The 24,583-nt window shown below is 39.2% G+C and carries 20 protein-coding genes, 2 tRNA genes and 1 pseudogene; 11 read left to right on the top strand and 12 right to left on the bottom strand.

The annotated features are described in order from the left end of the window. Position 1: 1 nt before the first annotated feature. A complete protein-coding gene (rcsD, locus tag PR800_RS13485) occupies positions 2-2,701 on the bottom strand; it encodes a phosphotransferase RcsD (protein WP_210842803.1) in 2,700 nt (899 codons plus the stop codon). Positions 2,702-2,914: 213 nt separating this feature from the next. Here rcsD and PR800_RS13480 point away from each other — a divergent pair. Then, positions 2,915-3,002, top strand: a tRNA-Ser gene (locus tag PR800_RS13480). A gap of 5 nt (positions 3,003-3,007) precedes the next feature. Next, positions 3,008-3,083: transfer RNA gene (locus PR800_RS13475), tRNA-Thr, on the top strand. Positions 3,084-3,279: 196 nt separating this feature from the next. Here the strand turns inward: PR800_RS13475 and PR800_RS13470 are convergent. Continuing rightward, positions 3,280-3,372 (bottom strand): annotated as a pseudogene (locus PR800_RS13470) (hypothetical protein); the annotation flags it as partial. A gap of 438 nt (positions 3,373-3,810) precedes the next feature. Here PR800_RS13470 and lpxL point away from each other — a divergent pair. Next, positions 3,811-4,734 carry an LpxL/LpxP family Kdo(2)-lipid IV(A) lauroyl/palmitoleoyl acyltransferase gene (gene lpxL, locus PR800_RS13465; RefSeq protein ID WP_166264599.1) on the top strand — a complete coding sequence of 308 codons (924 nt, stop codon included), beginning with the start codon at positions 3,811-3,813 and terminating at the stop codon, positions 4,732-4,734. Positions 4,735-5,276: 542 nt separating this feature from the next. On the opposite strand, the gene gltP is transcribed toward lpxL, so the two are convergent. The 3 genes from gltP to PR800_RS13450 all read right to left on the bottom strand — a co-directional run bounded on the left by gltP (position 5,277) and on the right by PR800_RS13450 (position 8,211). Continuing rightward, on the bottom strand, positions 5,277-6,584 hold the full coding sequence (gene gltP / locus PR800_RS13460; RefSeq protein ID WP_102137666.1) for a glutamate/aspartate:proton symporter GltP: 1,308 nt from the start codon (positions 6,582-6,584) through the stop codon (positions 5,277-5,279). A gap of 550 nt (positions 6,585-7,134) precedes the next feature. Beyond that, positions 7,135-7,797, bottom strand: a complete 663-nt coding sequence (locus tag PR800_RS13455) for a GntR family transcriptional regulator (RefSeq protein WP_102137667.1) — start codon at positions 7,795-7,797, stop codon at positions 7,135-7,137. A 282-nt stretch (positions 7,798-8,079) separates the two neighbouring features. Then, positions 8,080-8,211, bottom strand: a complete 132-nt coding sequence (locus PR800_RS13450; RefSeq protein ID WP_256372923.1) for a hypothetical protein — start codon at positions 8,209-8,211, stop codon at positions 8,080-8,082. On the opposite strand from PR800_RS13450, the gene PR800_RS13445 reads away from it, so the two are divergent. The 5 genes from PR800_RS13445 to PR800_RS13425 are packed head-to-tail and all read left to right on the top strand — an operon-like array spanning position 8,212 to position 14,390. Next, the gene (locus PR800_RS13445; RefSeq protein WP_102137668.1) at positions 8,212-9,453 is read left to right on the top strand and encodes an NRAMP family divalent metal transporter; all 1,242 of its coding nucleotides are present in this window, start codon (positions 8,212-8,214) and stop codon (positions 9,451-9,453) included. Between the two features lie 14 nt (positions 9,454-9,467). Next, positions 9,468-10,247, top strand: coding sequence for a LamB/YcsF family protein (locus PR800_RS13440; RefSeq protein WP_210842806.1), 780 nt, complete (start codon positions 9,468-9,470; stop codon positions 10,245-10,247). Then, complete coding sequence (locus PR800_RS13435; RefSeq protein ID WP_195697386.1) at positions 10,244-11,050, top strand: putative hydro-lyase; 807 nt, start codon at positions 10,244-10,246, stop codon at positions 11,048-11,050. The genes PR800_RS13440 and PR800_RS13435 overlap by 4 nt, the downstream gene beginning before the upstream one ends. 9 nt (positions 11,051-11,059) lie before the next feature. Further along, positions 11,060-12,664 carry a 5-oxoprolinase/urea amidolyase family protein gene (locus tag PR800_RS13430; RefSeq protein WP_210842808.1) on the top strand — a complete coding sequence of 535 codons (1,605 nt, stop codon included), beginning with the start codon at positions 11,060-11,062 and terminating at the stop codon, positions 12,662-12,664. Next, complete coding sequence (locus PR800_RS13425; protein ID WP_210842810.1) at positions 12,651-14,390, top strand: acetyl/propionyl/methylcrotonyl-CoA carboxylase subunit alpha; 1,740 nt, start codon at positions 12,651-12,653, stop codon at positions 14,388-14,390. Before PR800_RS13430 ends, PR800_RS13425 begins: the two co-directional genes overlap by 14 nt. A 40-nt stretch (positions 14,391-14,430) precedes the next feature. Here the strand turns inward: PR800_RS13425 and PR800_RS13420 are convergent, their stop codons facing one another. Continuing rightward, a complete protein-coding gene (locus tag PR800_RS13420) occupies positions 14,431-14,700 on the bottom strand; it encodes a hypothetical protein (RefSeq protein WP_102137672.1) in 270 nt (89 codons plus the stop codon). Positions 14,701-15,101: 401 nt separating this feature from the next. Here PR800_RS13420 and PR800_RS13415 point away from each other — a divergent pair, with 401 nt between their 5' ends. Further along, entirely contained in the window at positions 15,102-15,644 is a 543-nt protein-coding gene (locus PR800_RS13415; protein WP_102137673.1) for a DUF924 family protein, read from the top strand. Positions 15,645-15,702: 58 nt separating this feature from the next. Here the strand turns inward: PR800_RS13415 and PR800_RS13410 are convergent, their stop codons facing one another. From PR800_RS13410 to PR800_RS13390, 5 genes are all read right to left on the bottom strand, one after another. Continuing rightward, complete coding sequence (locus PR800_RS13410) at positions 15,703-16,296, bottom strand: TorD/DmsD family molecular chaperone (protein WP_210842812.1); 594 nt, start codon at positions 16,294-16,296, stop codon at positions 15,703-15,705. 151 nt (positions 16,297-16,447) lie between these two features. Next, entirely contained in the window at positions 16,448-17,224 is a 777-nt protein-coding gene (locus PR800_RS13405; protein ID WP_102137675.1) for a dimethyl sulfoxide reductase anchor subunit family protein, read from the bottom strand. Between the two features lies 1 nt (position 17,225). Further along, positions 17,226-17,843 carry a DMSO/selenate family reductase complex B subunit gene (locus tag PR800_RS13400; RefSeq protein ID WP_125891252.1) on the bottom strand — a complete coding sequence of 206 codons (618 nt, stop codon included), beginning with the start codon at positions 17,841-17,843 and terminating at the stop codon, positions 17,226-17,228. 11 nt (positions 17,844-17,854) lie between these two features. Beyond that, positions 17,855-20,284 (bottom strand): DMSO/selenate family reductase complex A subunit, encoded by a 2,430-nt coding sequence (locus PR800_RS13395; protein WP_102137677.1) that lies wholly within the window; start codon positions 20,282-20,284, stop codon positions 17,855-17,857. A gap of 299 nt (positions 20,285-20,583) precedes the next feature. Beyond that, complete coding sequence (locus PR800_RS13390; protein WP_166264607.1) at positions 20,584-21,834, bottom strand: mechanosensitive ion channel family protein; 1,251 nt, start codon at positions 21,832-21,834, stop codon at positions 20,584-20,586. A 331-nt stretch (positions 21,835-22,165) separates the two neighbouring features. On the opposite strand from PR800_RS13390, the gene PR800_RS13385 reads away from it, so the two are divergent. After that, complete coding sequence (locus PR800_RS13385; RefSeq protein WP_210842814.1) at positions 22,166-22,690, top strand: anti-virulence regulator CigR family protein; 525 nt, start codon at positions 22,166-22,168, stop codon at positions 22,688-22,690. Positions 22,691-23,140: 450 nt separating this feature from the next. After that, entirely contained in the window at positions 23,141-23,983 is an 843-nt protein-coding gene (locus tag PR800_RS13380; protein ID WP_210842816.1) for a D-amino-acid transaminase, read from the top strand. 20 nt (positions 23,984-24,003) lie between these two features. On the opposite strand, the gene PR800_RS13375 is transcribed toward PR800_RS13380, so the two are convergent. After that, positions 24,004-24,579 carry a cysteine hydrolase family protein gene (locus PR800_RS13375; RefSeq protein ID WP_210842818.1) on the bottom strand — a complete coding sequence of 192 codons (576 nt, stop codon included), beginning with the start codon at positions 24,577-24,579 and terminating at the stop codon, positions 24,004-24,006. Between the last annotated feature and the right edge of the window lie 4 nt (positions 24,580-24,583).

The following is a 24,583-nucleotide window of genomic DNA, read 5'->3' as shown; positions in this document are numbered from 1 at the left end:
ATTATTGGTTACCTTCTGGCATTAGTTTTTTGACTGAATTATCCAGCATGCTAATGCAATTTTTTATTTCCAATCCGTTTTCATCTGCTATGTAACGCTCCAAATCTTCACAAAGCTTATGAAGATAAGTAAATTCGAGCATAGCAAAAACTCCTTTTAAACGATGTGCAGTGTTTTTCAATTCGGTCAAATCCTCAACACTTTCACTATTATACAGTTTATTAATATCTATCGGTACTGTTGTGATGAACAAATCTCGATATCCACTATTTGCTAGCGCTAATTGATAACTTAAAATTGCATTTTCTATTGATTCATTCGAGGTCTGTGAAAGCACTTGAGTATCAACATGGTGTGAAATCAAATTATCAGAATGGCCATGTTCATCGTCTGCGTTTTCGATCAGTAATGAGATAGCATCAATTAATTCATCAGCAAAATTATAGTTAGCTTCGATGTAATGAGGTTGTAATTGATTGATTCCAGATAGGAAACCATTTACTTTAACAATGTTTTCAAAACATTCCTCATTATTATCAGTTATTAAGAGATCCCAGTTGGTATGAGGGGAGCTCTCACTTAAATCCAAATATTCCGCGCCATAATTTGTTAATGTGCTCCTCACAATCCGTGAAATATCAGCATTATGTATATTTAAACGAATACAAATATCCTCCAATAATGCAGGGTACTCTTTGGCAAGCATCTCTTTGGCTGCTGGAAGCGTAACTTCATAATGAGTACCGATTGCATCACTTGAGCGAATAGAAAAAACACCATTCATTTTTTTTACCAGTAACTTACATAAATAAAACGTTATACCTGAACGTGTAAAGTTAGAGGCGTTCAAAATTTGCCCAGTAAAGGGGCTTTGCAAATTACTCAGTTCTTGGTTACTTACTCCAGTTCCACTGTCTTTAATATTTAATAAGATTGTATTTTTACTGGGGTTATAAGATAGCGTGAATGAAATTTTTCCAAAAGAGGTTGTTGCAATAGAATAATCCCAAATTAGTTGCATTAATTGCTTTAAATAATCAGGATTTGCCACGATAAGCGAATCTGGATTAACGTTATTATGAAAATAAAGCGCTAACCCTTTGTTATTACACTGGGATAGATTTTGCTTCAAAAATTGGCTAACCAGGTTACTGATAGAAACATTCTCAGTTTTTATAGGTTCAGCTTGGGATTCTAGCTGATTTAATAAGCTAATATTTTTAAACCAACGATTGATATAGAAAAGCTGACTTTCAATTTTTAAAATAAACTCACGGTTATTTATATTAGCCATTTCGGATAATTTAGTTAGTTGCTTATCCACTTTAATAAGTGAAGGTAATATTTCACTGCACATATTCTCAAATACGACTTTACGCATGTGAATATTTTTTTTGTATTCGCGATTGGCTAATTCTTGGCGTTTTTGGGTCAACGCCTCTTTATCTTTGTCCATAATAATAAAGAGGGCAGTGTTAGATTTTGACATGTTATCGACAAGTATAACTTCATATACAATATTCTCGATAGAAACTTGAATCACATCATGGTTTTCAATCGCCATTTCTTTAATGTGAACAAGGTCCATAGAAGGTAATAATTGGTTAGCAATGTCATTGCTCAGGATCTTTTTGTTGGTGTTAAAGTCATAAACTAAAATACCGTATGAAATATGACTGATAATATCGCTAGTCAGTGAGGCATTAAAACTCAGCTCTTGCAACATATTGGTATTTGGTGAAATAAGGCGCTTACGAATAAAGAGCATGATCAGTAAAGCGAATAAGATCATAATAAGCATGCCTGTCATTAGCCATAAGTTATAACTAACCACATTAAAAATAATACTTTTTAATGAAACATGGTAATAAAGCTGATATCCAGTCCCATCAATAGGATGGGAGAAAATGAGGTTGGTTCCAGACCAAGTTGAATGAGATTCATTGCTGCCCGTGCTTGAAGGGCGTGCATTAATTGTAAAAAAATTCCCATTTAAACTTGGTGGAATAAGTGAGTTGATAGAAATATCAAAGGATATGACGCTAGTTAACTGCCCCGGTGAATTGAACATTAACCGATAAGTATAGTAAAAAAGGTTATCGGGGGAGTATTTTTGGATATTTGAAATTATTTCCCGTCGATCTAACAATGTTGATTGAGTCAACATATCAGCACGCTTTTCTTCAGCCGTTAATGTGAGATAACTTTCTTTAAAACGGAGCTCAGGTTTAAGGATTGAATGGGTGGTCACTAAGACTAAGGTATTGTCTAAGCCATTGAGATAATACATGGAGTTATATTCATTACGGGCTCCCCACACAATCTCCATATAATTTGCAAGTTTAGACGCTAAAGCATTATTACTTTGCTTATTATTACCAAATACAATGGCATCAATGGATTGGTTTGCACTACTTAGCCAAAAAATATCATGGCGGATCCCAGTCACTGCGAGGTTATAGGTGGGGGGCACTGAAGATTTGTCATTGGCAATTTTGTAGATATGGCTCGCTTGATAACGATAATCTTCGATTTGATACGCTAACCGACTTGCCATGCTGTTCAAGCTAGTTTGACGGCTTTGAACCAATGCTTGATAGTAATTAAAGAGTGATAAAAAAAGCATCACAATTAGCAACAGAATAAATGCTGCGAAAATACGAAAAAGCGTGTTTGGTTTTAATAATGATTGTTTGTACATACTGTAGCAAGTCGTCCCATCGGCAATAGTATTATTAGGTTAAAAATCATACGCCTAGAGAAAGGATAGACACCGATTTTGCACAGATACTACCATTTTTATTGGAAAATAGAGAACAATTGAGTGAAGATTAGCCAAACGAAGTAAAAAAATCAATTTTTTTACTTTCAGGGGTAGACAAGTTGGTGGGATTCCTCCATAATCGCGCCCCATGGAGAGATGGCCGAGCGGTCGAAGGCAGCGGTCTTGAAAACCGCCGATGGGTAACCATCCTAGAGTTCGAATCTCTATCTCTCCGCCATATTAGCCGGCTTAGCTCAGTTGGTAGAGCAACTGACTTGTAATCAGTAGGTCACCAGTTCGACTCCGGTAGCCGGCACCAAATAAGAACCCGTTACATTTAATAGATGTAGCGGGTTTTTTCTTTGTATTTATGTACATAATGACAATGCCTTAAGCAGTGGTTGTGCCATATTGGTGTCATCGTGTGAAATTAGCTCGTCGACCTTCATGGCATGTTCAGTGAGGCGATTCGCTGCTGCATGAACAAATACAAAGCGCTGGTGTTTTCCTATTTAGAGTTTCAATACCATGTATGTGGTATTATTTAGGGCAACACCTATCGCTTTTTCTCCTTTTGCATTTTCAGGGGCGATCCAGGCTACTTTCCTTCCTTAACTATTGGCGGTCACTTGAATTGACTGCTAATAAACATAGCTACTAAATTGACAAAACTAGCAAAATAATCCGTAAAATGACAAAAATACACATTAATAATGAGATTAATTAAGCCATATATGTGATAATTTTGACCATTCATAACTGTTTAGGTGATTACGTTTTTAGCTTAACTGGCATATAGTTCTGATTAAAGGTAAATAAAGTTACAGAGCTATTCATTCATTGGCTACACTGAAAATTAAATATTACTTAACTGCTTGGAAAAGGTTATCCGACTGTTATCTACTCAAATGGAAGATACATTGTAAGGGTATTCAGATAGTTGTGGGCGAAAGCCCATCTTGTTGTAGTAATCATGTTGAATTTAAAAGACTAAATATTGTCTAAAATAGCGTGCATTCTGCAAAGGCGAAGTATTGGGAGATATAATGTACGCCAAAAACCCATTTTCACTGAAATTGGTCCATCCGAAGTACTTAGTAACATGGGTGGGGGTTTTTATCTTATTTTTATTGGTTCAATTACCTTATAAATGGCAAATGTGGCTTGGTGCTTTTCTAGGCAGTAATTCACGGTATTTTATTAAGAGAAGAGTGTCGATAATTAAGCGAAATTTAGAGTTGTGTTTTCCGAATAAAAACAAAAATGAAATAGATACTCTGGTAAATGACAACCTAAAATCTTTAGGCATCGCATTATTTGAAACGGGGATCGCCTGGTTCTGGAGTGATAAAAAAGTAAAAAAATTATTTCAAGTAAAAGGAATGTCTAATTATTTAGATGCTATTGGGAAAAATAAAGGTGTAATTATCGTTGGAGTCCATTTTATGTCACTTGAGCTAGGTGGTCGGATTATGGGCCTTTGTTTCCCTGTTAATGCGATGTATCGACCTCATAATAATAAAGCGATGGAATATATTCAGACAAAGGGGCGGTGCCGTTCTGGCAAAGGAATGATTGATCGTAAAAATTTAAAATTTATGGTTCAAGAATTGAAAAGTGGCAAGTCCATCTGGTTTGCACCTGACCAAGATTTTGGAAGAAAAGGCACGATATTTGCGCCATTTTTTTCTGTCAAAAATAGCTCTACATCAAAGGGGACATCAATACTTGCTCAATTATCTAAATCACCGACGCTCACAGTAACATTATTGAGAAATAAGAGTGGGGTTAACTATGATTTAGTATTGGGCAAAGAAATACTAGGATATCCAAGCTCTGATGAATTACAGGATGCAACAATGATTAACGCTGTTTTAGAGGCCGAAATAATGAAAGCCCCTGAGCAGTATCTTTGGGCTCATCGACGGTTTAAAACCCGGCCTGAAGGTGAAGTGTCACTTTATCGCTAGTTTTATCTTTAGTGTCAGATGCCATAGAGGGTTGAAAAGGAACTTGTAAGCTTTCTATTGATAACCATTTTTATCTTATAGTGTTTTCTAACTCATAATATAAAACGAGATAAACATATATTTATCTCGTTTTATCAAAGAATTATGTTGTTTTTAGTATAAGGCTTTTCGTTATAACCAGCTGTGTAGCATAAAATATGATAATGAAAATATAAAAATTACCATTAGGTGTTGGAGCACCTTTAAAAACAAAAGAAATCTTCTTATTTGATTCATTGTTTCCTGCTTGGCTAATAAAAACGGCTAATTAAACAGTCTTATATAGTGTAGTAACACTAACTATAAAATACCAAATTCCATTAAAAAAATTAAAAAAATGTGAAATAAATTACACTTAATAAGTAAAATTAACTAAGTTAATGAGTGGTTAATAAATAATAAAATATATGGTCATTTATTAAGTAAAATACGTAAAAATAGAATAGCCTTCAATAACGATGTTAGTGGAAGGCTATTCTAATATAGAGTTACGTTAGAATAAACTAAAAGCTTTTTTCATATTCACGAGCTTTTTTATCGTCATAGTTATGTTCCCATTTGGCAATAACAAGAGCGGCTAGGGCGTTACCTACAACGTTAAGTGCGGTACGTGCCATATCTAGAATACGGTCTACACCTGCGATGAATGCAAGCCCTTCTAGTGGGATACCTACACTTCCTAGTGTGGCAAGAAGAACAACAAATGAAACGCCAGGGACACCCGCAATACCTTTAGACGTGATCATGAGCGTAAATACTAGGATAAGTTCTTGCCCAATAGAGAGCTCGATACCATAGAGTTGGGCAATAAAAATAGCGGCAATACTTTGGTATAATGTTGAGCCATCTAAGTTAAATGAATAACCTATTGGAATAACAAAGCTTGTTACTGATTTAGGCGCTCCATATTTCTCCATTTTATCCATAATACGAGGAAGTACGGTTTCAGAACTGGCTGTTGAATAAGCGAGTAATAACTCATCTTTCAATATTTTCATTAAAGTAAAAATATTTATTCGGCAATAACGGGCGACTAATCCTAATACTACTACTGCAAAAAATAGAATTGCACAATGGACGAGTATAACAAGTTTCAATAGAGGCACTAAGGATGAGAAACCAAAGTTAGCGACGGTAACAGATATTAATGCGAAAACCCCGATTGGAGCATACATCATAATCATGTTCGTTACACGGAACATGGTTTCAGAGAAAGTCTGTAATACATTGAGTAGAGGCTGTTTTTTCTCAGAAGGTAAAGAAGAAAGCCCCAAACCAAATAACACAGCAAAAAAGATGACAGGCAGCATGTCACCACTTGCCATAGCAGCGAAAATATTACTTGGCACTAAAGTTAGGATCGTATTAATGATCCCTGAAGGGTGGCTTTCAACTTCTTGAGTGGTTTTTTCATATTGTGAAATATCGACTTGTGTTAATTGCGACATGTCGATACCAACACCTGGTTGGAATATATTGGCAAAAGAAATACCGACGATAATGGCAATTGTAGTAATAATTTCAAAATAAAGGATAGTTTTGAAACCAAGAGAACCGAGTTGTTTGGTATTACCAACCCCTGCTATCCCAACAATTAACGTTGATATAACGATAGGAACAACAATCATTTTGATTAACTGAATAAATATTTTACCCGCCGGGGAAAGAATATTTAAAATCAACCAATCTTTGTACTCTGAATTATCATGTAAAAGCGCTCCAGCAATAACACCTAAAATAAGAGCAAGTAATATTTGCCATCCTAGGCCAAATTTAAACGGTTTTTTTTTAGTCACTTGGTTTAATGTCATAATTAAATCTCATTTATATTAATAATTTTTATGTATGTGTTTTTATTATCATAAATTTTATATCGAATATTCGGTAAAACTACAACTAATAACTCGATTAATTTGAGTAATTTCAATGGGTGATCTATATAAATGTGTTTGTTTTGTTAATAAATAAGGCCATTATGGTTATTTATGTAAAATAAATGGTGGGAGTGTGAATGAATAAGTGATTTTTAATTGCAAGGTGTTTCTAAAAGTAAATCTGATAAATATTCTAAAATTGTTAATGGTATTGTTTTTGCACTGTTTGTTTTTTGCAAACAAAACTAGATTGAGCGAAAAATAGACTGCAACTCTTTATTTTTATCGAATATACGACTGAATGTGATTTTATATTTAAATTGTTAGATTTAATTAGTTAATTAAAGTTTAACTTAGATATAGCTAGATGAATGGATGATATTGAAATATTAAAGGATTTCTATAAATGGCTTCTCACTCAAATTTATATAATGAAATTAGTTAGAAGTGGGTGAGTTAAATAATGAAAAAGAAAACGTCAAGCAACTCAAACGGCAGATTGTTTCCGTTTAAATGCTGCGAGCAGTGTGCGTTCAGAGAGATCTAAGTAACCACGTAACATATTGGCTGCATCTATATTTTTGCCAGAATCTAATAAATTAAGAATAGAATGGTTTTTGTCAATATAGGGGGCATATAAAATTTTAGGGTCATTGAGGTGACCAAAGGCCAGTCGTAACTCAGCAGACACATTACGGTATAATTTAATTAGGCGTTCGCTGTCAGATAGTTCGACAATGGCAGTGTGAAATTTCATATTTGCAGTGCCTACACCCACCCAGTTCTCTGTCTTTTCATGTTCTCTAGCTTCTTGAACTGCATCTTTCATTTTTTGAACTGATGGATGCATGGCATATGCATGAGTTAGTGCATCGCACTCAATAAGTCGGCGAACTTGATAAATATCGATAATGGCAGCCATATCTGGTACTGAGACAAATACGCCCTTATTTGGAGCATAAGTTAATAAACCTTCCTGCGTGAGTACACGAAATACTTCCCGTAATGTATTTCGAGAAATATCGAGTTCTTCACTTAATGCCGCTTCAGATAAGCGTTGACCTGGTGTGATCTCCCCAATTGTTATCTTATGACGTATAACTTCTGCAATAGAAACAGATAAAGTTTGGGCAACAGGTTGTTTTTTCATAATAAAGGCTAATTTTAGTCTCAGAGGCAATGAGCCGCTATATTCACATATTCAAATTATAGCAGCAAGTTTCATTTCTCTTTACCACATTCCCCCCTGTATTTGCACAAGAATAGTGAAATTAGAATTTATTGCACCAATTTAGTGCAATTTGCTTGGTAAGCGATATGGCTTGTGAGTCAAAATTGTTAAAAAAGTGATCTCGTCTTGATTTTTAAACGAACAATTACGATTTTTATTGATTGTTTATTCATCATTCAATACTAATTGTTCAACAATCCATTAAAAATGAATTAACAATACGGCTAACAAGTAGAACAATGGCACGATAATTGCCTTAGTGACTGTGACATCAACAACTAGATCAACAACCACATCAATAATTAAAACAATAACTATTAGAGGAGTATGCATATGGCAGCTCATGAAAGTGCACCAACTACTGCTGAATATGTGAAAAGTCGTCGTTCATCACTGATAAGCGCAATTTTTCTAATGGCAACTTCAGCCATTGGGCCTGGGTTTATCACACAAACTGCGACTTTTACCGTGACATTAGGGGCTGCTTTTGCCTTCGGAATTTTAGCGTCTATTGTGATTGACTTCATTGTTCAGCAAAACATATGGCGAGTTGTTACCCTGACTAAAATGCACTCATCAGAAATTGCGAATGCCACAATTCCTGGGAGTGGTTATTTATTAGCGGTATTAGTTATTTTCGGCGGACTAATTTTTAATATTGGTAATATTGCAGGCGCAGGGTTAGGGCTCAATGCCTTAGTCGGCTTAGACCCCAAATGGGGGGGCTTGATTAGCGCATTATTAGCAATTTATATATTTTCCTCCCGTAAGGCCAGTACGTTTATTGACCGGTTGATTATTGGATTAGGCGTAGTGATGATCGGCTTAACTTTATTTGTCGCTATTGCATCAAACCCACCTGTTGGGGAAGCATTACGTCAAAGCGTATTACCTGACACAGTTGATTTTGCCATGATAACCACCATTGTTGGGGGCACTGTCGGGGGATATATCTGTTATGCAGGTGCTCACCGTTTATTAGATAAAGGCGCTGTTGGTATTGAAAACATTAAAGTTGTCTCTAGCGCAGCCACAAAAGGTATCCTAGTTGTTGGGCTGATGCGTTATATTTTGTTTTTGGCTATCTTAGGTGTAGTCGCAAGTGGTGTGACTATTGATATTTCTGGTCATGCGGCCAACCCAGCATCTCAAGCATTTCAGGCTGCCGCAGGTAACTTTGGTTTACGTATCTTTGGTTTAATTCTATGGGCTGCGGCACTCACCAGTGTAATTGGTGCGGCTTATACCTCAATGAGCTTCTTAACGGCATTTAAGTCTTCTATCACAGAAAGGCAACGTAATGTCGCAACTATCATATTTATCGCAGTTTCTCTGGTTGTCTATTTATTCATGGGAACAGCCCCTGCGGCATTATTGGTTTTTGCTGGTGGTTTCAATGGGCTAATTTTACCTATTGGTTTAACTTTATTTGTTTATATCGGTTGGAAACGCTCAGATTTAATGTCGGGCTATCATTATCCGCGTTGGCTATTATGGTCTGGTGTCGTGACCTGTGCACTCACTTGGTATATGGGGGCAATGTCTGTCGGTACAATTTTTAATTATCTGAAATAACTCAAGGAGTGATCATGAAAAAGCAGATTGATTTAAACAGTGACCTTGGGGAAAGTTTTGGACAATGGGAAATGGGCAATGATACCGACATTCTGCCTGTTGTTAGCAGTGCGAATATTGCTTGTGGTTTCCATGCGGGTTCACCAGAAGGGATATTAAAAACCCTTAAAGCCGCAAAAGAAAATGGGGTTGCTGTTGGTGCTCATGTGGGATATCCCGATTTAGTGGGTTTTGGTCGACGTAATATGGATATTGCATCGAATGAATTAACCGCAGACGTAATTTACCAAATTGGTGCATTACAAGGGTTAGCAACCGCAGCAGGGACACAAGTTTTATATGTTAAACCTCATGGCGCATTGTATAACACGATTGCTCATGATAAACGCCAAGCAATGGCTGTGATTGATGCGATATTAGCCATTGATAAGCGATTGATATTAGTGGCGTTAGCTGGAGCCCCGATAATTGAGTGGGCACGAGATAGTGGGCTAAATGTAGTTGCCGAGGCCTTCGCTGATCGCGCATATAACAGCGATGGCACATTGGTATCCCGAAAATTAGCCGGTTCAGTATTACATGACCCACAGATAGTTGCAGACCGTATGTTGCAGTTGGTCATGGAAGGCGGTGTGATGTCGATTGATGGAAAATTTACACCTGTTGACGCTGGGTCGATTTGTGTTCATGGGGATAGCCCTGGCGCCCTTGAAATGGCGAAACAGGTGCGAGCCGTATTAGAACAACAAGGTATTGAAATTTATGGTTTTGCCCACAAAGGAGGCCGTGAATGACACAGCTAATGAAAGCATCACTGCAGGCCATCGAAGCTGCTCGCCTTGCACGGCAAGCTATCCGTGAAGGATATGACAAACCAACAGCAGGCCTTGCCCCGGGTATGACTCAAGCCAACATGATTGCGTTGCCACGTGACTGGGCATTTGACTTCTTATTATATGCTCAGCGTAACCCAAAGAGCTGCCCTGTTTTAGACGTATGTGAAGCAGGGAGCTGGCAAACTGTCCTAGCTGAAGGTGCCGATTTACGCACGGATATCCCACGTTACCGTGTGTGGGAAAAAGGACAATTAATTGATGAAATTACGGATGCGACAGCAATCTATCAACAACATCCTGATTTAGTCACTTTTTTAATTGGTTGCAGTTTTACATTCGAAACGCCAATGATTGAAGCCGGTATTGATGTACGGCATATCACGGATAAATCGAATGTTCCGATGTATAAGACTAATCGTCTTTGTCGCCCAGCAGGGCGTTTACAAGGCGAATTAGTAGTTTCAATGCGACCAATACCTGCAAATCGCGTGGCTGATGCAGTGAGTATCACGGGTAGGTTCCCTGCCGTGCATGGCACACCTGTTCATATTGGCGCACCAGAACAATTAGGTATTACGGATATTATGCAACCTGACTTTGGTGATGCGGTTCGCATTGAAGAGGGCGAAATTCCCGTTTTCTGGGCTTGTGGTGTCACACCTCAAGCTGCAGTAATGAAATCAGGGGTTCCATTCGCATTAAGCCACGCACCTGGTTACATGTTTATTACAGATGTACCTGATGCCGCATATCACATATAGAGGTGCCAATTGAGATTTTTACCCGTCAATTTAAGTGCCTTTATGGTGGAGTTGGAAAGTCTTGAACAAACAATGGCATTGACTGATTCCTTAACAGAAATGCCAATTTATGGGATTGACGAAATAACGCCAGCAGCGAGGACAATTTTAATTCGCTATAACCCGATCAAGACAAATGTGAATGATTTGGTTGAAAAGATATCACTTAGAGATGTGTCGGCGGTCGTCGGCAAGGCTAGTAAATTGGTTACTATCCCTGTTCACTACAATGGCGAGGATTTACCCGATGTTGCAGCGCATTTAGGGATATCCACTGCGGAAGTAATACGTCGTCATACAGAAAATGAATTTCAGGTTGCATTTAGCGGTTTTGCCCCAGGTTTTGGTTACATGGTTTCGAAAGGGGCTAAGCTGAACGTCCCAAGACGTCAATCGCCAAGAGTACGCATCCCTGCGGGGTCGGTTGCCTTAGCTGGAGAGTTTAGCAGCGTTTACCCACAAGCTAGCCCAGGGGGATGGCAGTTAATTGGTGTGACTGAACTATTAATGTGGGATATCAATCGACCTGAACCTGCACTCGTTCAAGCAGGCATGCGGGTCAACTTTGTTGATGCCGCAAAAAGCCAAATTAGCTATAGCTTGCCAGCGAAAGTAAGTATTGAAAAAAATGCTAAGAATGTCAGTACTGATTTAACAGTTTTAGCGACGGGGTTACAGGTTTTATTTCAAGATTTAGGGCGTATAGGCCAATCGGCATTGGGGATCTCTGAATCAGGCGGTATGGATAAATCGGCATTACGTAGTGCAAACCGTATTGTGGGGAATAAATCAGATTCTGCCGTTTTAGAGATAACGCAAGGTGGGTTTAAGGCTCAAGTTCACAAAGACCTCATTGTTGCAGTGACTGGAGCGCCTTGTACTATTGACGTTATCACCGCAGAAGACCAGCAATATCAAGTTGACACTTATCAACCGATTCATTTAGCAAAGGGCGACACCATCAAACTGAGCCGCCCGAGCAAAGGAGTTCGTAGTTATTTCGCTGTCCGAGGTGGTTTCAATATAGAGCCTATTTTATCGAGCTGCTCGTTTGATACATTAGCGCAAGTTGGTCCAGCCCCAATCACGGCGGGCCAAACACTCACGGTTAACAGCAATTCATCTCCATTAGCCGTTTCATTATATGAGGCGCCTGCTTTTGATTACCCAACAGAAAACGACGTGGTGGTTTTGGATGTTGTATTAGGACCCCGAGCGGATTGGTTTACAAAACAAGCTGTTGAGCAACTAACGAGCCAATTATGGCAAGTAACAGCGTCATCAAACCGAATAGGTTTGCGGCTATTTAGTGAAAAACCGTTAGAGCGCGAACAATTACAGGAGCTACCGAGCGAAGGAACTTGCATTGGCGCTATTCAAGTCCCCGCAAATGGCCAGCCTGTTTTGTTTCTCAATGATCACCCTTTAACAGGCGGTTATCCCGTTATTGGCGCGGTATGTGAATATCATCTGGATTTAGCAGGGCAAATTCCTGTGAATGCCAAAATACGTTTTAATCCACTCGGTGAATTTAAAGTACTACAAGGGAGCCATTGTGCTTATGAAAATGAATAACAACAAAAAACATAAAGTATTGATTGCTAATCGAGGCGAAATTGCAGTTCGTATTATCCGTGCATGTCGTGATTATGGTTTCCAGTCTGTTGCGGTTTATGCGGACAGCGATATTGACGCTCTCCACGTCACAATGGCTGATGAAGCCTACGGGCTTGGGGGAAACTCGCCAGCAGAAAGTTATTTAAATATTGAAAAGTTGATTAGTATCGCTCAGCAGTCAGGTTCAACCATGGTGCATCCAGGGTATGGTTTTTTATCTGAACGGGCTGAATTTGCGCGTGCAGTTGAAGCCGCAGGGTTAATCTGGATTGGGCCGAGCGCAAACAGCATTGATATACTAGGCGATAAGGTTCAAGCTCGCCATATTGCAATGCAAGTCGGTGCACCGCTAGTGGTTGGCACAAAAGACCCTGTGAATAGTGCACAGGAAGTCCTTGAATTTGCTCATCAACACGGCTTACCTATTGCTATTAAAGCGGCATTTGGTGGTGGTGGCCGAGGGCTAAAAGTAGCTTGGCAACTCCATGAAGTTGAAGAACTTTATCACTCAGCAGTACGCGAAGCGACCGCTGCATTTGGCCGGGGTGAATGTTTTACTGAACAATTTTTACATAACCCTCGGCACATTGAAGCCCAAGTTATTGCGGATACGCATGGTAACGTGCTGGTGGTGGGGACTCGTGACTGCTCACTACAACGGCGTAATCAAAAACTGGTTGAAGAGTCGCCAGCCCCTTTTTTATCTCAGAGTCAACAGCAGCAAATCATTCAAGCTTCAACGGATATTTGCCGCAAAGCGGGCTATGTGGGAGCCGGAACCGTTGAGTTTTTGCTAAGCCAAGATGGCACGTTGTCATTTCTAGAAGTGAATACGCGTTTACAAGTTGAGCACCCAGTCACAGAGGAAACCGCAGGTATTGACTTAGTGATTGAGCAATTGCGAATTGCAGAAGGTTTACCTTTAAGTATTAATGAGATGCCGACTCCTCGGGGGCATGCGTTTGAATTTCGTATTAATGCCGAAGATGCTGGAAATGGTTTTTTACCGACACCAGGCACTATTACGGTTTTTGATGCACCAACGGGGCCGGGGGTTCGTGTCGATAGTGGTGTAACAGCGGGAACAACAATACCGGGTACCTTTGATTCGTTAATGGCGAAATTAATTGTTGTGGGTAGTACACGAGAGCAAGCCATTTTGCGTGCACGTCGTGCTTTGGCTGAATTTAATATTGAAGGCGTTGCATCCGTATTACCATTCCACCGAGCGGTAATGGAACAAGCTGATTTTTGTGATAATTTTAGCGTACATACGCGTTGGATAGAGACCGAATTTAATGTGGAAATTCCACCCGCAAAACGGCAAATTCCACTATCGCCTGCTGAAATGACACGCACTTTTATTGAAATCGATGGAAAGCGTTGCGAATTGGGTTTACCTACACAACTGTTTTCTGGCTTTTCAGTCAATAGTTCAGCTGCAACCCATTCAGCTCCTCAAATAATTCATAACCCAGATGCGGTCAATGCACCTATCTCTGGGCTATTATTTAACTGGCTGATCCCTCACGGAAATAATGTTTCTGAAGGGGATATAATCGGTGTCATGGAGGCGATGAAAATGGAAGTTCAAATTGTTGCACACCGAGCAGGAACGTTGAAACACTGTGCGATTAAAGGGGATTTTGTTGAAGCAGAGAGCCCAATAGCTGAAATTGTTTAGTTTGGTTGGCTTAAGTTTGAGCTAAAGGAATTAGCTCAAACTAACGAGAAAGTCGTTCAGGCAATGTTCTTAGAGGAAGATGAGGCGCAGGAATGGCATGTTTTTCTTCAGCGGTCATTTCATTGCTATCGCGGTAGACTTCACCACATAGAAAATAGAGATTTGGCCGTTTTGATTCTAGGTAGTCTTTTCGGCTAATACATTGTTCTTGTGTGAAAATAGTTTCAGTCACAGGTAACGCATCACATGAATCTGAGCCACAAGGACTCACCCATAATGCCCACCCAATGAGTACCATATGTCCTGCCATTTACATTGCCTTCCTTAATAAGAACCAATATGAACCGCTGAAAAGTGATGACTGTAAGTAGCTCTCTAATTCACACACATTATAAGTTAAATTCTAACATTGAGTTAACCAAATGTATGTATTTAGACATAATGAATTCTCTTATTCACACTAAAAAGCAAATCTTTATGAATTAAAAAGTTGCGAATTATTATAAGTAGAAATTAAATAATTTAATAATAAATAACGCTGTATATTATTAAAATAACCCTATCGATATCGAGTGTTTTTTGGTGTCAGATCGCAAAAAAATAAAATAATTATCTACAAATAACCGATGTTAGAGCTCAAGCCTGTCAATTAAGACTATTTTTAACTAGGATTATGACAACCTCTAATAAGAAAACTGATAGGAATAAATCATGACTTCCATGGAAGAAGTACTTTCATTTTGGTTTGAGGAATCGACACCAAAACAATGGTTTGAAAAAAATGCTAAATTTGATTTGACGATAGCACAACGATTTGCTCATGTTTGTGAACGCGCAGCTAAGGGTGAATTAGCGTATTGGCGGGCATCTATTCGAGGCCGTTTAGCGGAAATTATTGTTCTAGACCAGTTTTCACGTAACCTATGGCGTGATACGCCAAAGTCTTTTGCTCAAGATGGGATGGCTTTAGCACTAGCGCAAGAGGCGATTAAGCAACATGATTATAACCTCCTGACGTTATCACAGCGCAAGTTTGTTTTAATGCCATTTATGCATTCTGAATCCAGTTTTATTCATTTACAGGCCGTTGAACTCTTTCGCATGCTGGGTGATGACGGCACATTAGATTATGAAATGCGACATAAAGCGATTATTGACAAATTTGGTCGCTATCCGCACCGTAATGAAATTTTAGGTCGGCCATCTACACAAGAAGAAATTGCATTTTTACAAGAGCCAAATTCTTCTTTTTAGGTTAAAACCAAATGAGCCCATATCTTACTTAATAAGCTCATTTGGTTTCGCTTTTCATTTAACGAAATAACTCAGCATGGATTGGCGATAATGCTAATTCTAACTGTAGTGATTTGAGGTAAATTTCAGTGATCTGCGCAAGGTTAGGGTAAAAGGCTGTCTCAGTTATACTTTCCTGCACCAGTTCTAAATAACGATATGCCCAAGGTAATAAATGTTGTTCAAATAGCGTTATAATGGCGCTGTCGTCTTCTTGTTCCGCTAAAGCAGAAACAGCCATCATCATTAAGCCAAATTGGTCTTCAGGCTCACGAAGTCCGGTGTCAGTCACTAACCCTTTGGTTTGCAAAAAATGGCGATAAGCCGCTGTTGATTCTCCCATAACAGAATTGTCATGTTCCAGATATACAGACCCCCATGGAGGCGCAGGCATACTACCTTGTCCTTCGAATAAGATAGAATAATCATACGAGATATCATCAGGTTGTGTTTGTGACAACGAAGTACAAATCGCCTGAATTTGCTCTGGATTTTCCCATGAGTGTAACTGTGGGATTTCACCCAAAACAGGGTAGACGTTTCGTAACGTGTCCGATTGCGGAGGGTAGTAGAAAAACGCACCAAGGATGCGGATCATTGTCGTATCAATCATATTATTTTATCCGTCTTATTTCGCGTTAAAGCATGACATCATTATCTGATTTCCTGTCACTGTATCGATGCAGGATGATGTGGGATTACTAAACAAAGAACCCCAAACGGGGTTCTTTAATAATAAATTATAACATAGTAAGAACAATGCCTTACATGGTTATCTGCCACAAGTTATAGAATGCGATACGGCCTGCAAGTTCAGCTAATAAAACAGCTGCCGCACACGTTGCTAATGTTGCTCTTGGTACGCGTTGCTTTAACGTCATACCAACAAATGCAGCTAAAGCAATGGCCAAGACGACAACTTGGAAGCCCCAGAAGCCTGTTTGCTCACCGCTAAGAGCGGGGCCGGTTTCGGCTAAAAACGCTTGGTAACCAGCACGGCTTGCAAAAATAGCGAAAGTACCAATTAAGAACGAAGCAATACCTAAGCCACGCGCACCAATTGCAATAGCGAGCGCACCGCCACCGACTAACATCGTCATCCACATTTGCAGTGTGGTATAACCGGTGTCCCAGTTAGCAATAGTGGCGATGTTGTACACTTGAGGTATTGACCAAACAAATGCGAGTCCTGACACTACTGCGGCAATATTTGCCAGTTCACGCAATAACGTATGCTTGAAAAACAGAGTGAAAAATAACGTTGCCGCAGCGCATCCAACAAATACGCCACTTAAGAACGCTTCATTACTCATTGGCGAACGGCCTACACCCAGTAGCATATTGAAGAAGCGTAGTGGTTGACCAACGTGTAACCCACCGATACCCAAACCAATTATCATAATAATAAAGGCAACGATATTGGCAGTTTTTAGCTGTTTATCGTCAATAGACCCCATTTTACGGCTGATATAAGCGAGTAAAAAAAGCCCAGCAGCTGACTGTCCTAAGACGGTGAAAAAAACGAGTGGTAATTCATGCATCTTACACCTCCGCAGGGTTTTTTAATTCGCCACTTTTATCGCCAAATGGCTTCGCATCTTTATGTGGCTTGATGACAATATTTGGGTTTGTCAGGCTTGGGTCTGGCATTGGCGCAATACCACACTCTGTCCCGTGTAACTCACGAAGAACATTAATATCATCAAAATCTAAAGCACGCTGCGGGCAAGATTCAACACAAACTGGTTTCATTCCTTTTGCGACGCGTTCATAACAGCCGTCACATTTAGTCATGAGTTTTTTCTTCTCATCAAACTGTGGTGCGCCATATGGGCAACGTAGTTCACAGTAACGGCAACCCACACAAATAGATTGGTCAACTACGACTAAACCATCCTCTTCACGTTTGTGCATTGCACCGGTTGGGCAACCTGCGACACAAGTTGGGTTTGAGCAATGGTTACATGAAATCGAAAGATAGTAATTAAAGACGTTTTGCTGCCAAATACCATCTTGCTTCTGCCAACTTCCGCCACCAAACTCGTAGACACGACGGAATTTTGGACCTAAATCTAAATCTTTTTCATCCTTACAACTGACTTGACACGTTTTACAGCCAGTGCATTTTGTGGAGTCAAAGTAAAAGCCATATTGTTTCATCATTCAACTCCTTAAGCGCGTTTAACTTCAACAAGGTTAGTATGTTGTGGGGTACCTTTAGCCAATGGCGAAGGAACATGAGAGGTCAGTGTGTTGATACAACCACCAATATCCAGCCCATCTTCATTGAGAGTACGCCATGCACCTTGTGGAACAGCGATAACACCAGGTAATACACGCTCTGTCACTTTCACTTTAATTTGAATACGGCCACGATCATTAAATATTTCAGCCATGTCACCATTGTTCAAGCCGCGTTGCTGGGCATCAATTGGGTTGAGCCAAAATTGATGCGGAATGGCTTCACGGAGCATGGCAACATTGTAATAAGATGAATGCACATGGCCTTTATCATGAAAGCCCGTCATTAATAGCGGATGCTTCTGTTGGCTTGCTTGGGCTTCAACGCCTTCTTTATTGACGCAATATTCAGGAAGGGCAGGGATACGTTGGCCTTCTGGTAACTCCCAATTTTTAACACGCTCAGCCAGTTGTTCCGAATAGATTTCCACTTTACCTGACGGCGTTTTCAATGGGTTATTGATTGGGTCATCACGGAATTTCTTCAATGCAATATTTTCTGAACTGTTCAAGAACTTACGGTCGATAATACCCGCACCGTCAGTTTCGCTGAATTCAGGTAAATGAGGCATTTTTTCACGTGTTTTGTTATAACAGAACTCAATCCATTCGGCGTAGGTACGGCCTTCTGTGAATTGTTCTTTTACCCCCATTTTCTCAGCAACTTCTGCTAATACATCATAGTTAGGGCGGTTTTCCCACAGTGGCTCAATGGCATTTTGTAGGCGAACTAAATAGTGGTATGCACCACTTGCATAGGAGTTATTGATTAAATCATTGGTTTCAACGGTAGTGACATCCGGTAACAATAAATCTGCATATTTTGCGGATGGAGTATCATGGTTATCCCACACCAAAATGAACTCACATTTTGACTCATCAGCAAGTATTTCATGGGTTTTGTTTAAATCACCATGTTGGTTACCAATGACATTACTGGAGTAACACCACATAAATTTGATGTCGTTATTGAGTTTATCGACACCTTTAATACCACCGTTCTCTGCGGTTAATTCTTTCCCACGAACAATAGCTTCTGACCACATATAAGTTGGGATCAGGGCTTTGACTGGGTTAGGTAAAGCAAATCCCGCAACAGGATAAGCATAGCTATTACCCCACAGGCCTGTGTTCGTTCCTGCACGACCAATGTTCCCAGACATTAACGGTAGCATCATGATTGAACGACAAGCTTGCTCACCATTTTCGGTACGTTGCAAGCCCCAGCCTTGTGAGATCCATGCTCTATTGGCATTACCAATTTCACGTGCAAGTTGCTTAATGCGTGCGACGGAGATCCCCGTTAATTTACTCGCCCACTCTGGGGTTTTTGCGATGCCATCAGGCCCATTACCTAAAATATAATCTTTATATGATGCATTGCGTGGTGCAGAAGCAGGTAAGGTAGACTCATCCCAACCAACACAATAGTTGTTCAGGAATTCTTCGTCAGTCAGGCCTTCTTCGATCATGACATAACCGAGAGCAGCAACTAATGCAGCGTCAGTACCGGGGTAAATTGGTATCCATTCAGCGCCAAGCGTTGTGACGCTATCAGTGCGACGCGGGTCAATGATAATCACTTTTGCCTTGCTTTTATCTAACGCATTGAGGGTCTCGTAGAATTGACCGCCGCCAGACATGCGCGTTTCTGCAAGGTTGTGGCCAAACATGACAACTAAGTCAGAGTTTTGGATTTCAGATAAATAGGATTCTTCTACGCTACCATAGACATAAGGTGTGATTTCCATTAATTGAGCATATGAATATGTACCATAGTCACCCAAGAAACCACCAGTTAAGCTTAATAAACGTTTACAAGCTGCACGGCCGTGTAAGTTAGCACCCGTTGACCCAGAGCCATACTGATAATAAATGGCATCACTTCCATATTTATCAATCGTATACTTTAATTTTTCAGCGATAATGGTTGTTGCTTCATCCCATGAAATCTTTTTAAACTTACCTTCACCACGTTTACCAACACGAACCATTGGGTATTTTAAACGGTCTGGATTGTAGGTTTTCCAACGCACTGAACGGCCACGTAAACATGGACGAATTTGGTGTTCGCCTAACGTTGAGTCGTCATACATCGTTTCATTGGAAATACGGCTGATAACACCATCTTTCACATGAACTTTTAATGGGCAGCGGCTGCCACAGTTTACTAAGCATGCGCTATAGCTAATTTTTTCGCTGACTTCGTCAGGCATGATTGCTGGCGTTTTTGCTTGTACAGCAAAAGGTAGAGTGATTGAGCCAGCAACAGCAGCGACACCCGCAACGGTTGCAGAGGTTTGTATAAACTCCCTCCTGCTCAGTTTTCCAAATTGAGTATTTATTTTATTTTTATGCATTGACATTGCCTATATGTAAATAACAACATTACTATCTTGTTTTATATGTTAAAAAAAGATCCTGTAGAGTTACATGACTTACATCAATGTTATCCACGATAAAGGAAATGTATTTATTTAATTTATAAGGGTTTTTTGTTTGTTAGAGCATCGATCAGTTTTGTTTTTGTTAACTATCGAAATGTTATTCTTTATATAACGCTGGGTGGGAAAGTAAGCGTAAAGAGGGATATCTCCCTCTTTCGATACTACTTTAGATGTAGATGGATAAGGAAATTTAACTAATCACTTAGTATTAGTTATTTTTCTGGGAAATGGCCTATCATTCTAACATCATTTCCGGTAGGTGATTGATGTACCATCAGATTAAATTGCGGAAGGATGGAAAAGATATGGTCAAAAATGTCAGATTGTATTCTTTCATACTCCACCCATACGGTTGTATTCGTAAATGCATATATTTCGATTGGAATACCATTTGAGTCAGATTCTAGCTGTCTGACCATAATCGTCATATTTTTGTGAATATTAGGGTGTGATTTTAAATAAGCTTCAATATAAGCTCGGAAGGTCCCTATATTTGTCAAACGACGCTGATTCAAAGGAACCGCTTTGTCATCCGGTAGGCTAGAATTAAAGACTTGGATCTCAGATATTTTCTGTTCGATGTAGGGCTCAAGTAAATTTGCCTTAATACATTGTGCGATTTCTTCAGAAGTTAAAAAATGCACACTGCTGGCATCTAAGCGGACACTACGCTTTATTCTGCGTCCACCTGATTCTGTCATTCCTTTCCAGTTTTTGAATGAATCAGAAATAAGCGCATAAGTCGGAATGGTCGTAACGGTGTTGTCCCAGTTACGCACTTTTACCGTAGTTAAACCAATATCAACCACAGCGCCATCAGCACCGTATTTAGGCATTTCTAACCAATCGCCAATGTTAACCATGTTGTTGGCTGAAAGTTGTATCCCAGCAACTAACCCCATAATAGGGTCTTTGAACACTAGCATCATGACCGCTGTCATTGCACCAAGACCGCTGAGAATAATCAGAGGCGATTTACCTATTAATAGTGCAATAATCATGATGCCAATTAGAATTGTGGCAATCAGTTTAAGACTTTGAAATATTCCTCTAAGAGGTAAATGCGCGGTTTTGGCCGCACGTTGAAGTACACCAAGTATAATATCAAGAACGGAATAAAGGGTGAGTAAGCCAAATAATAGGCACCATGCCTGTGAGCCAACCTTTAAAACGGCTTGGGCAGTCGAGCCTGAATGTAACCATAGCGTTGCTTGGATATTGACTACAACACCTTGGATCACGAATGCGAAGCGATTAAAAAGATTATGTTGAGTGATTAAATGCACCCAAGTTCCTGCACTTTTTTGCCCACGTTTTTCGAGTTGTGGAAGGAATATTTTATGTAGAATTAAGTGTAATACGCAGGCGACGATAAGGATTAAACCGAGCACCATAAGTAAAGAGGCAAGGTCAGCGTAATCTTGGTTGAATTGACGTACCCAGTCTAGCAGTTGCTGCTGCATGGTTTCTCCTTCTTTAGAGTGTTAGGAACAATTGTTTATAAAAATATCATAGGCTGAATGACCTTATCATATTTACAACGAAAATTCATGGGGAGCAACATTAAACTCCGTCTTAATTCTTATTACTAGTTCTAAGTATTGTCTAATATATGGAAATAATATTAATGGCAATAAGAGCTATTATAAAGGAGCGCGCTCACTAATTTGAGTGATTAAGTAACATTTACATAACATTACGTGTGATAAGTATTTTCTGATTGTGAGTCTTTATAACTAAGCATAATGTTCTACAAAATGTCCTAATGTTATATTAACTTTGCAGGAATTTATTATGAACCGATTTAAAAGGCCGATTTGTTCTGTTCTTTTGCAGTATATCTTATTGCCCATTATTGCTTTTACCTCATTGCTTGCTAATTCATCCCCCAATGGCAATCAAGGCCAAGGAAACGACAAAGGACATCAACAAGTTCATGGAAATAAAGGGAAGCAGAACAAAGATAACTCAAATAAAGGAAATAATAATCAAGAGGCAAAGCATGTCAAATCAAGTAAGTATTACGATAAGCATCGGGAAGCAAATGTTAGTTTTAATGTGAGCTTTGGCAATGTAAGGCCTTTGGCCATTGAATATGGATTGACAGGATATCGTGGCTTGCCTCCAGGTATTGCAAAACAAGTTAGCAGGGGAAAACCACTTCCTCCAGGTATTGCAAAAAAAACGTTACCCTCTGCGTTTTTAGCACAATTACCTGTTTATGTCGGTTATGAATGGAAAATGAGTGGCCGAGACCTTATCTTGGTTGCGTTAGGTACAGCTGTTGTCGCTGAAATTATTGAGAATGTTTTTGAATAAAAAAACGACCTTGATTTCAAGGTCGTTGTGCAAAATAAATGCAATTAACGCTAATGATGAGGTAACTAAAGGTTTGATTAACTAAAAGATAATTAACTTGCTTACATAAAACGTTTAGATAGTAATTCAACAACTTCTTGCACACTGCTGATAAATTCTTTGATGCTGTTCATCGAGAACTCCAAATTAAAATGTGATCCAGATCACGTGAGAGCATTCTAGCTATTCACATGTTAATGTCAAGTTAATATTAAAAATAATTTTAAATTTTAAACTATATTTTAGTCGCTGTGCTACAGCTTGTTTTCTTGTTAGTCGCGGTTCTTACAAGAGGGCCTGAATCTGCAAATAGAGATAAAAAATGTGAAGAATTGAAAGGTAATTTTTGTAATATGGTGTATGGTTAATAAGAGATTAGGTAATGATTTGATTGATAAAGGAATATAGCTCATGATTGCTTATGTAAACGGCCAGTTTTTACCTGAAGAAGAAGCGTCAGTATCTGTTTTTGACCGTGGGTTTTTATTTGCGGATGCTGTGTATGAAGTGACTGCAATAATTAACGGTAAGTTAGTTGACTTTGAACATCATATGGCTCGTTTGCAGCGTTCTTGTGCTGAATTACAGTTATCATTTCCCTACGATTTAGCAGAATTAAAACAAATTCATCTTCAATTAGTTCAGCAGAATAATATAGAAGAAGGGCTTGTATATCTACAATTGACACGTGGCAATGCGAAACAACGCAGTTTTTTATATCCTGATAAACAAACGAAGCCAACATTAGTCTTATTTGCACAAAAGACGAAGATTGTTGAAAATGAGAATTCAAAATATGGAATAAAAGTCGTAACTGTAGATGATATTCGTTGGCAGCGTTGTGATATTAAAACAGTTGCTTTATTAGCAGCTTCCATGGCAAAAGAATACGCTAAACAGCAAGGTGCAGACGACGCTATATTTGTTAAAAATGGCTATGTCACTGAGGGAAGTTCCAGTAATTGTTTTATTATTAACCATCAGAACCAAATACAAACACGAGGGTTAAATAATGAAATATTACCAGGCATTACTCGTCAAGCAATTTTACAACTTGCTCGGGAACAAGGAATAGACATTGTTGAAAAGCCATTTAGTATTGATGAAATGTTAGAAGCAAAAGAAGTCTTTATTACTTCTGCAACAACATTAGTTTGGCCAGTTATTATGGCGAATAACCAATTAATTGGGGAAGGTAAGCCGGGGAAACTAGCTATCCGGCTACGGGAGATATACTTGCAAAAATTGAAATAATCACATGAGAAATATAAATGTTATTTTAATTGCATAAATTCTGTAACTGAAGAAATCGTTACCATGCCTTCTAGTGCCTGAAGACTTTGCTGATGGAGTTCTAGCGTTGGGGCCGCACATAAATCCTCGAGTACTGTGACAGTATATCCTAAATCATGGGCTTGTCGTGCAGTACTTTGAATTGCTTTTACGGTACTAACTCCGCCAATAAATAACTCGGTAATATCATTATCGGTAAGCCATTTATTGAAATGATTTCCTGCAAATGCAGAAACCCCTTTTTTAATCATTACCGGATCACGAAAAGCTACCTCAAGGTCATGAGCCCAATTACACCCAGTGCCACTTAGTTTCAAGGCTCCAAGTTTTTTAGCTTGTTGGAACATCGGGGAGCCAGCAGGAACATCGTGATAATTGTCTGAAAAGCCAACCTTAACCCAAATCACTGGAATATGATGGTTTCTTGCATATTGTGCTGCTCGATTAGCTTTCTCAACGATTTTACGTGAGCAAGTTTGCTGGTAACTCGAATTAGATAAGCCATTTTTACCAATTATCTCTTCAATGAGATCAATAATTACTAATGCCTTGGACATTATT

It is taken from the genome of Providencia sp. PROV205 (assembly GCF_028479505.1).
Classification (GTDB): domain Bacteria; phylum Pseudomonadota; class Gammaproteobacteria; order Enterobacterales; family Enterobacteriaceae; genus Providencia; species Providencia huaxiensis.
This window is presented reverse-complemented; position numbering and strand designations above follow the sequence as displayed.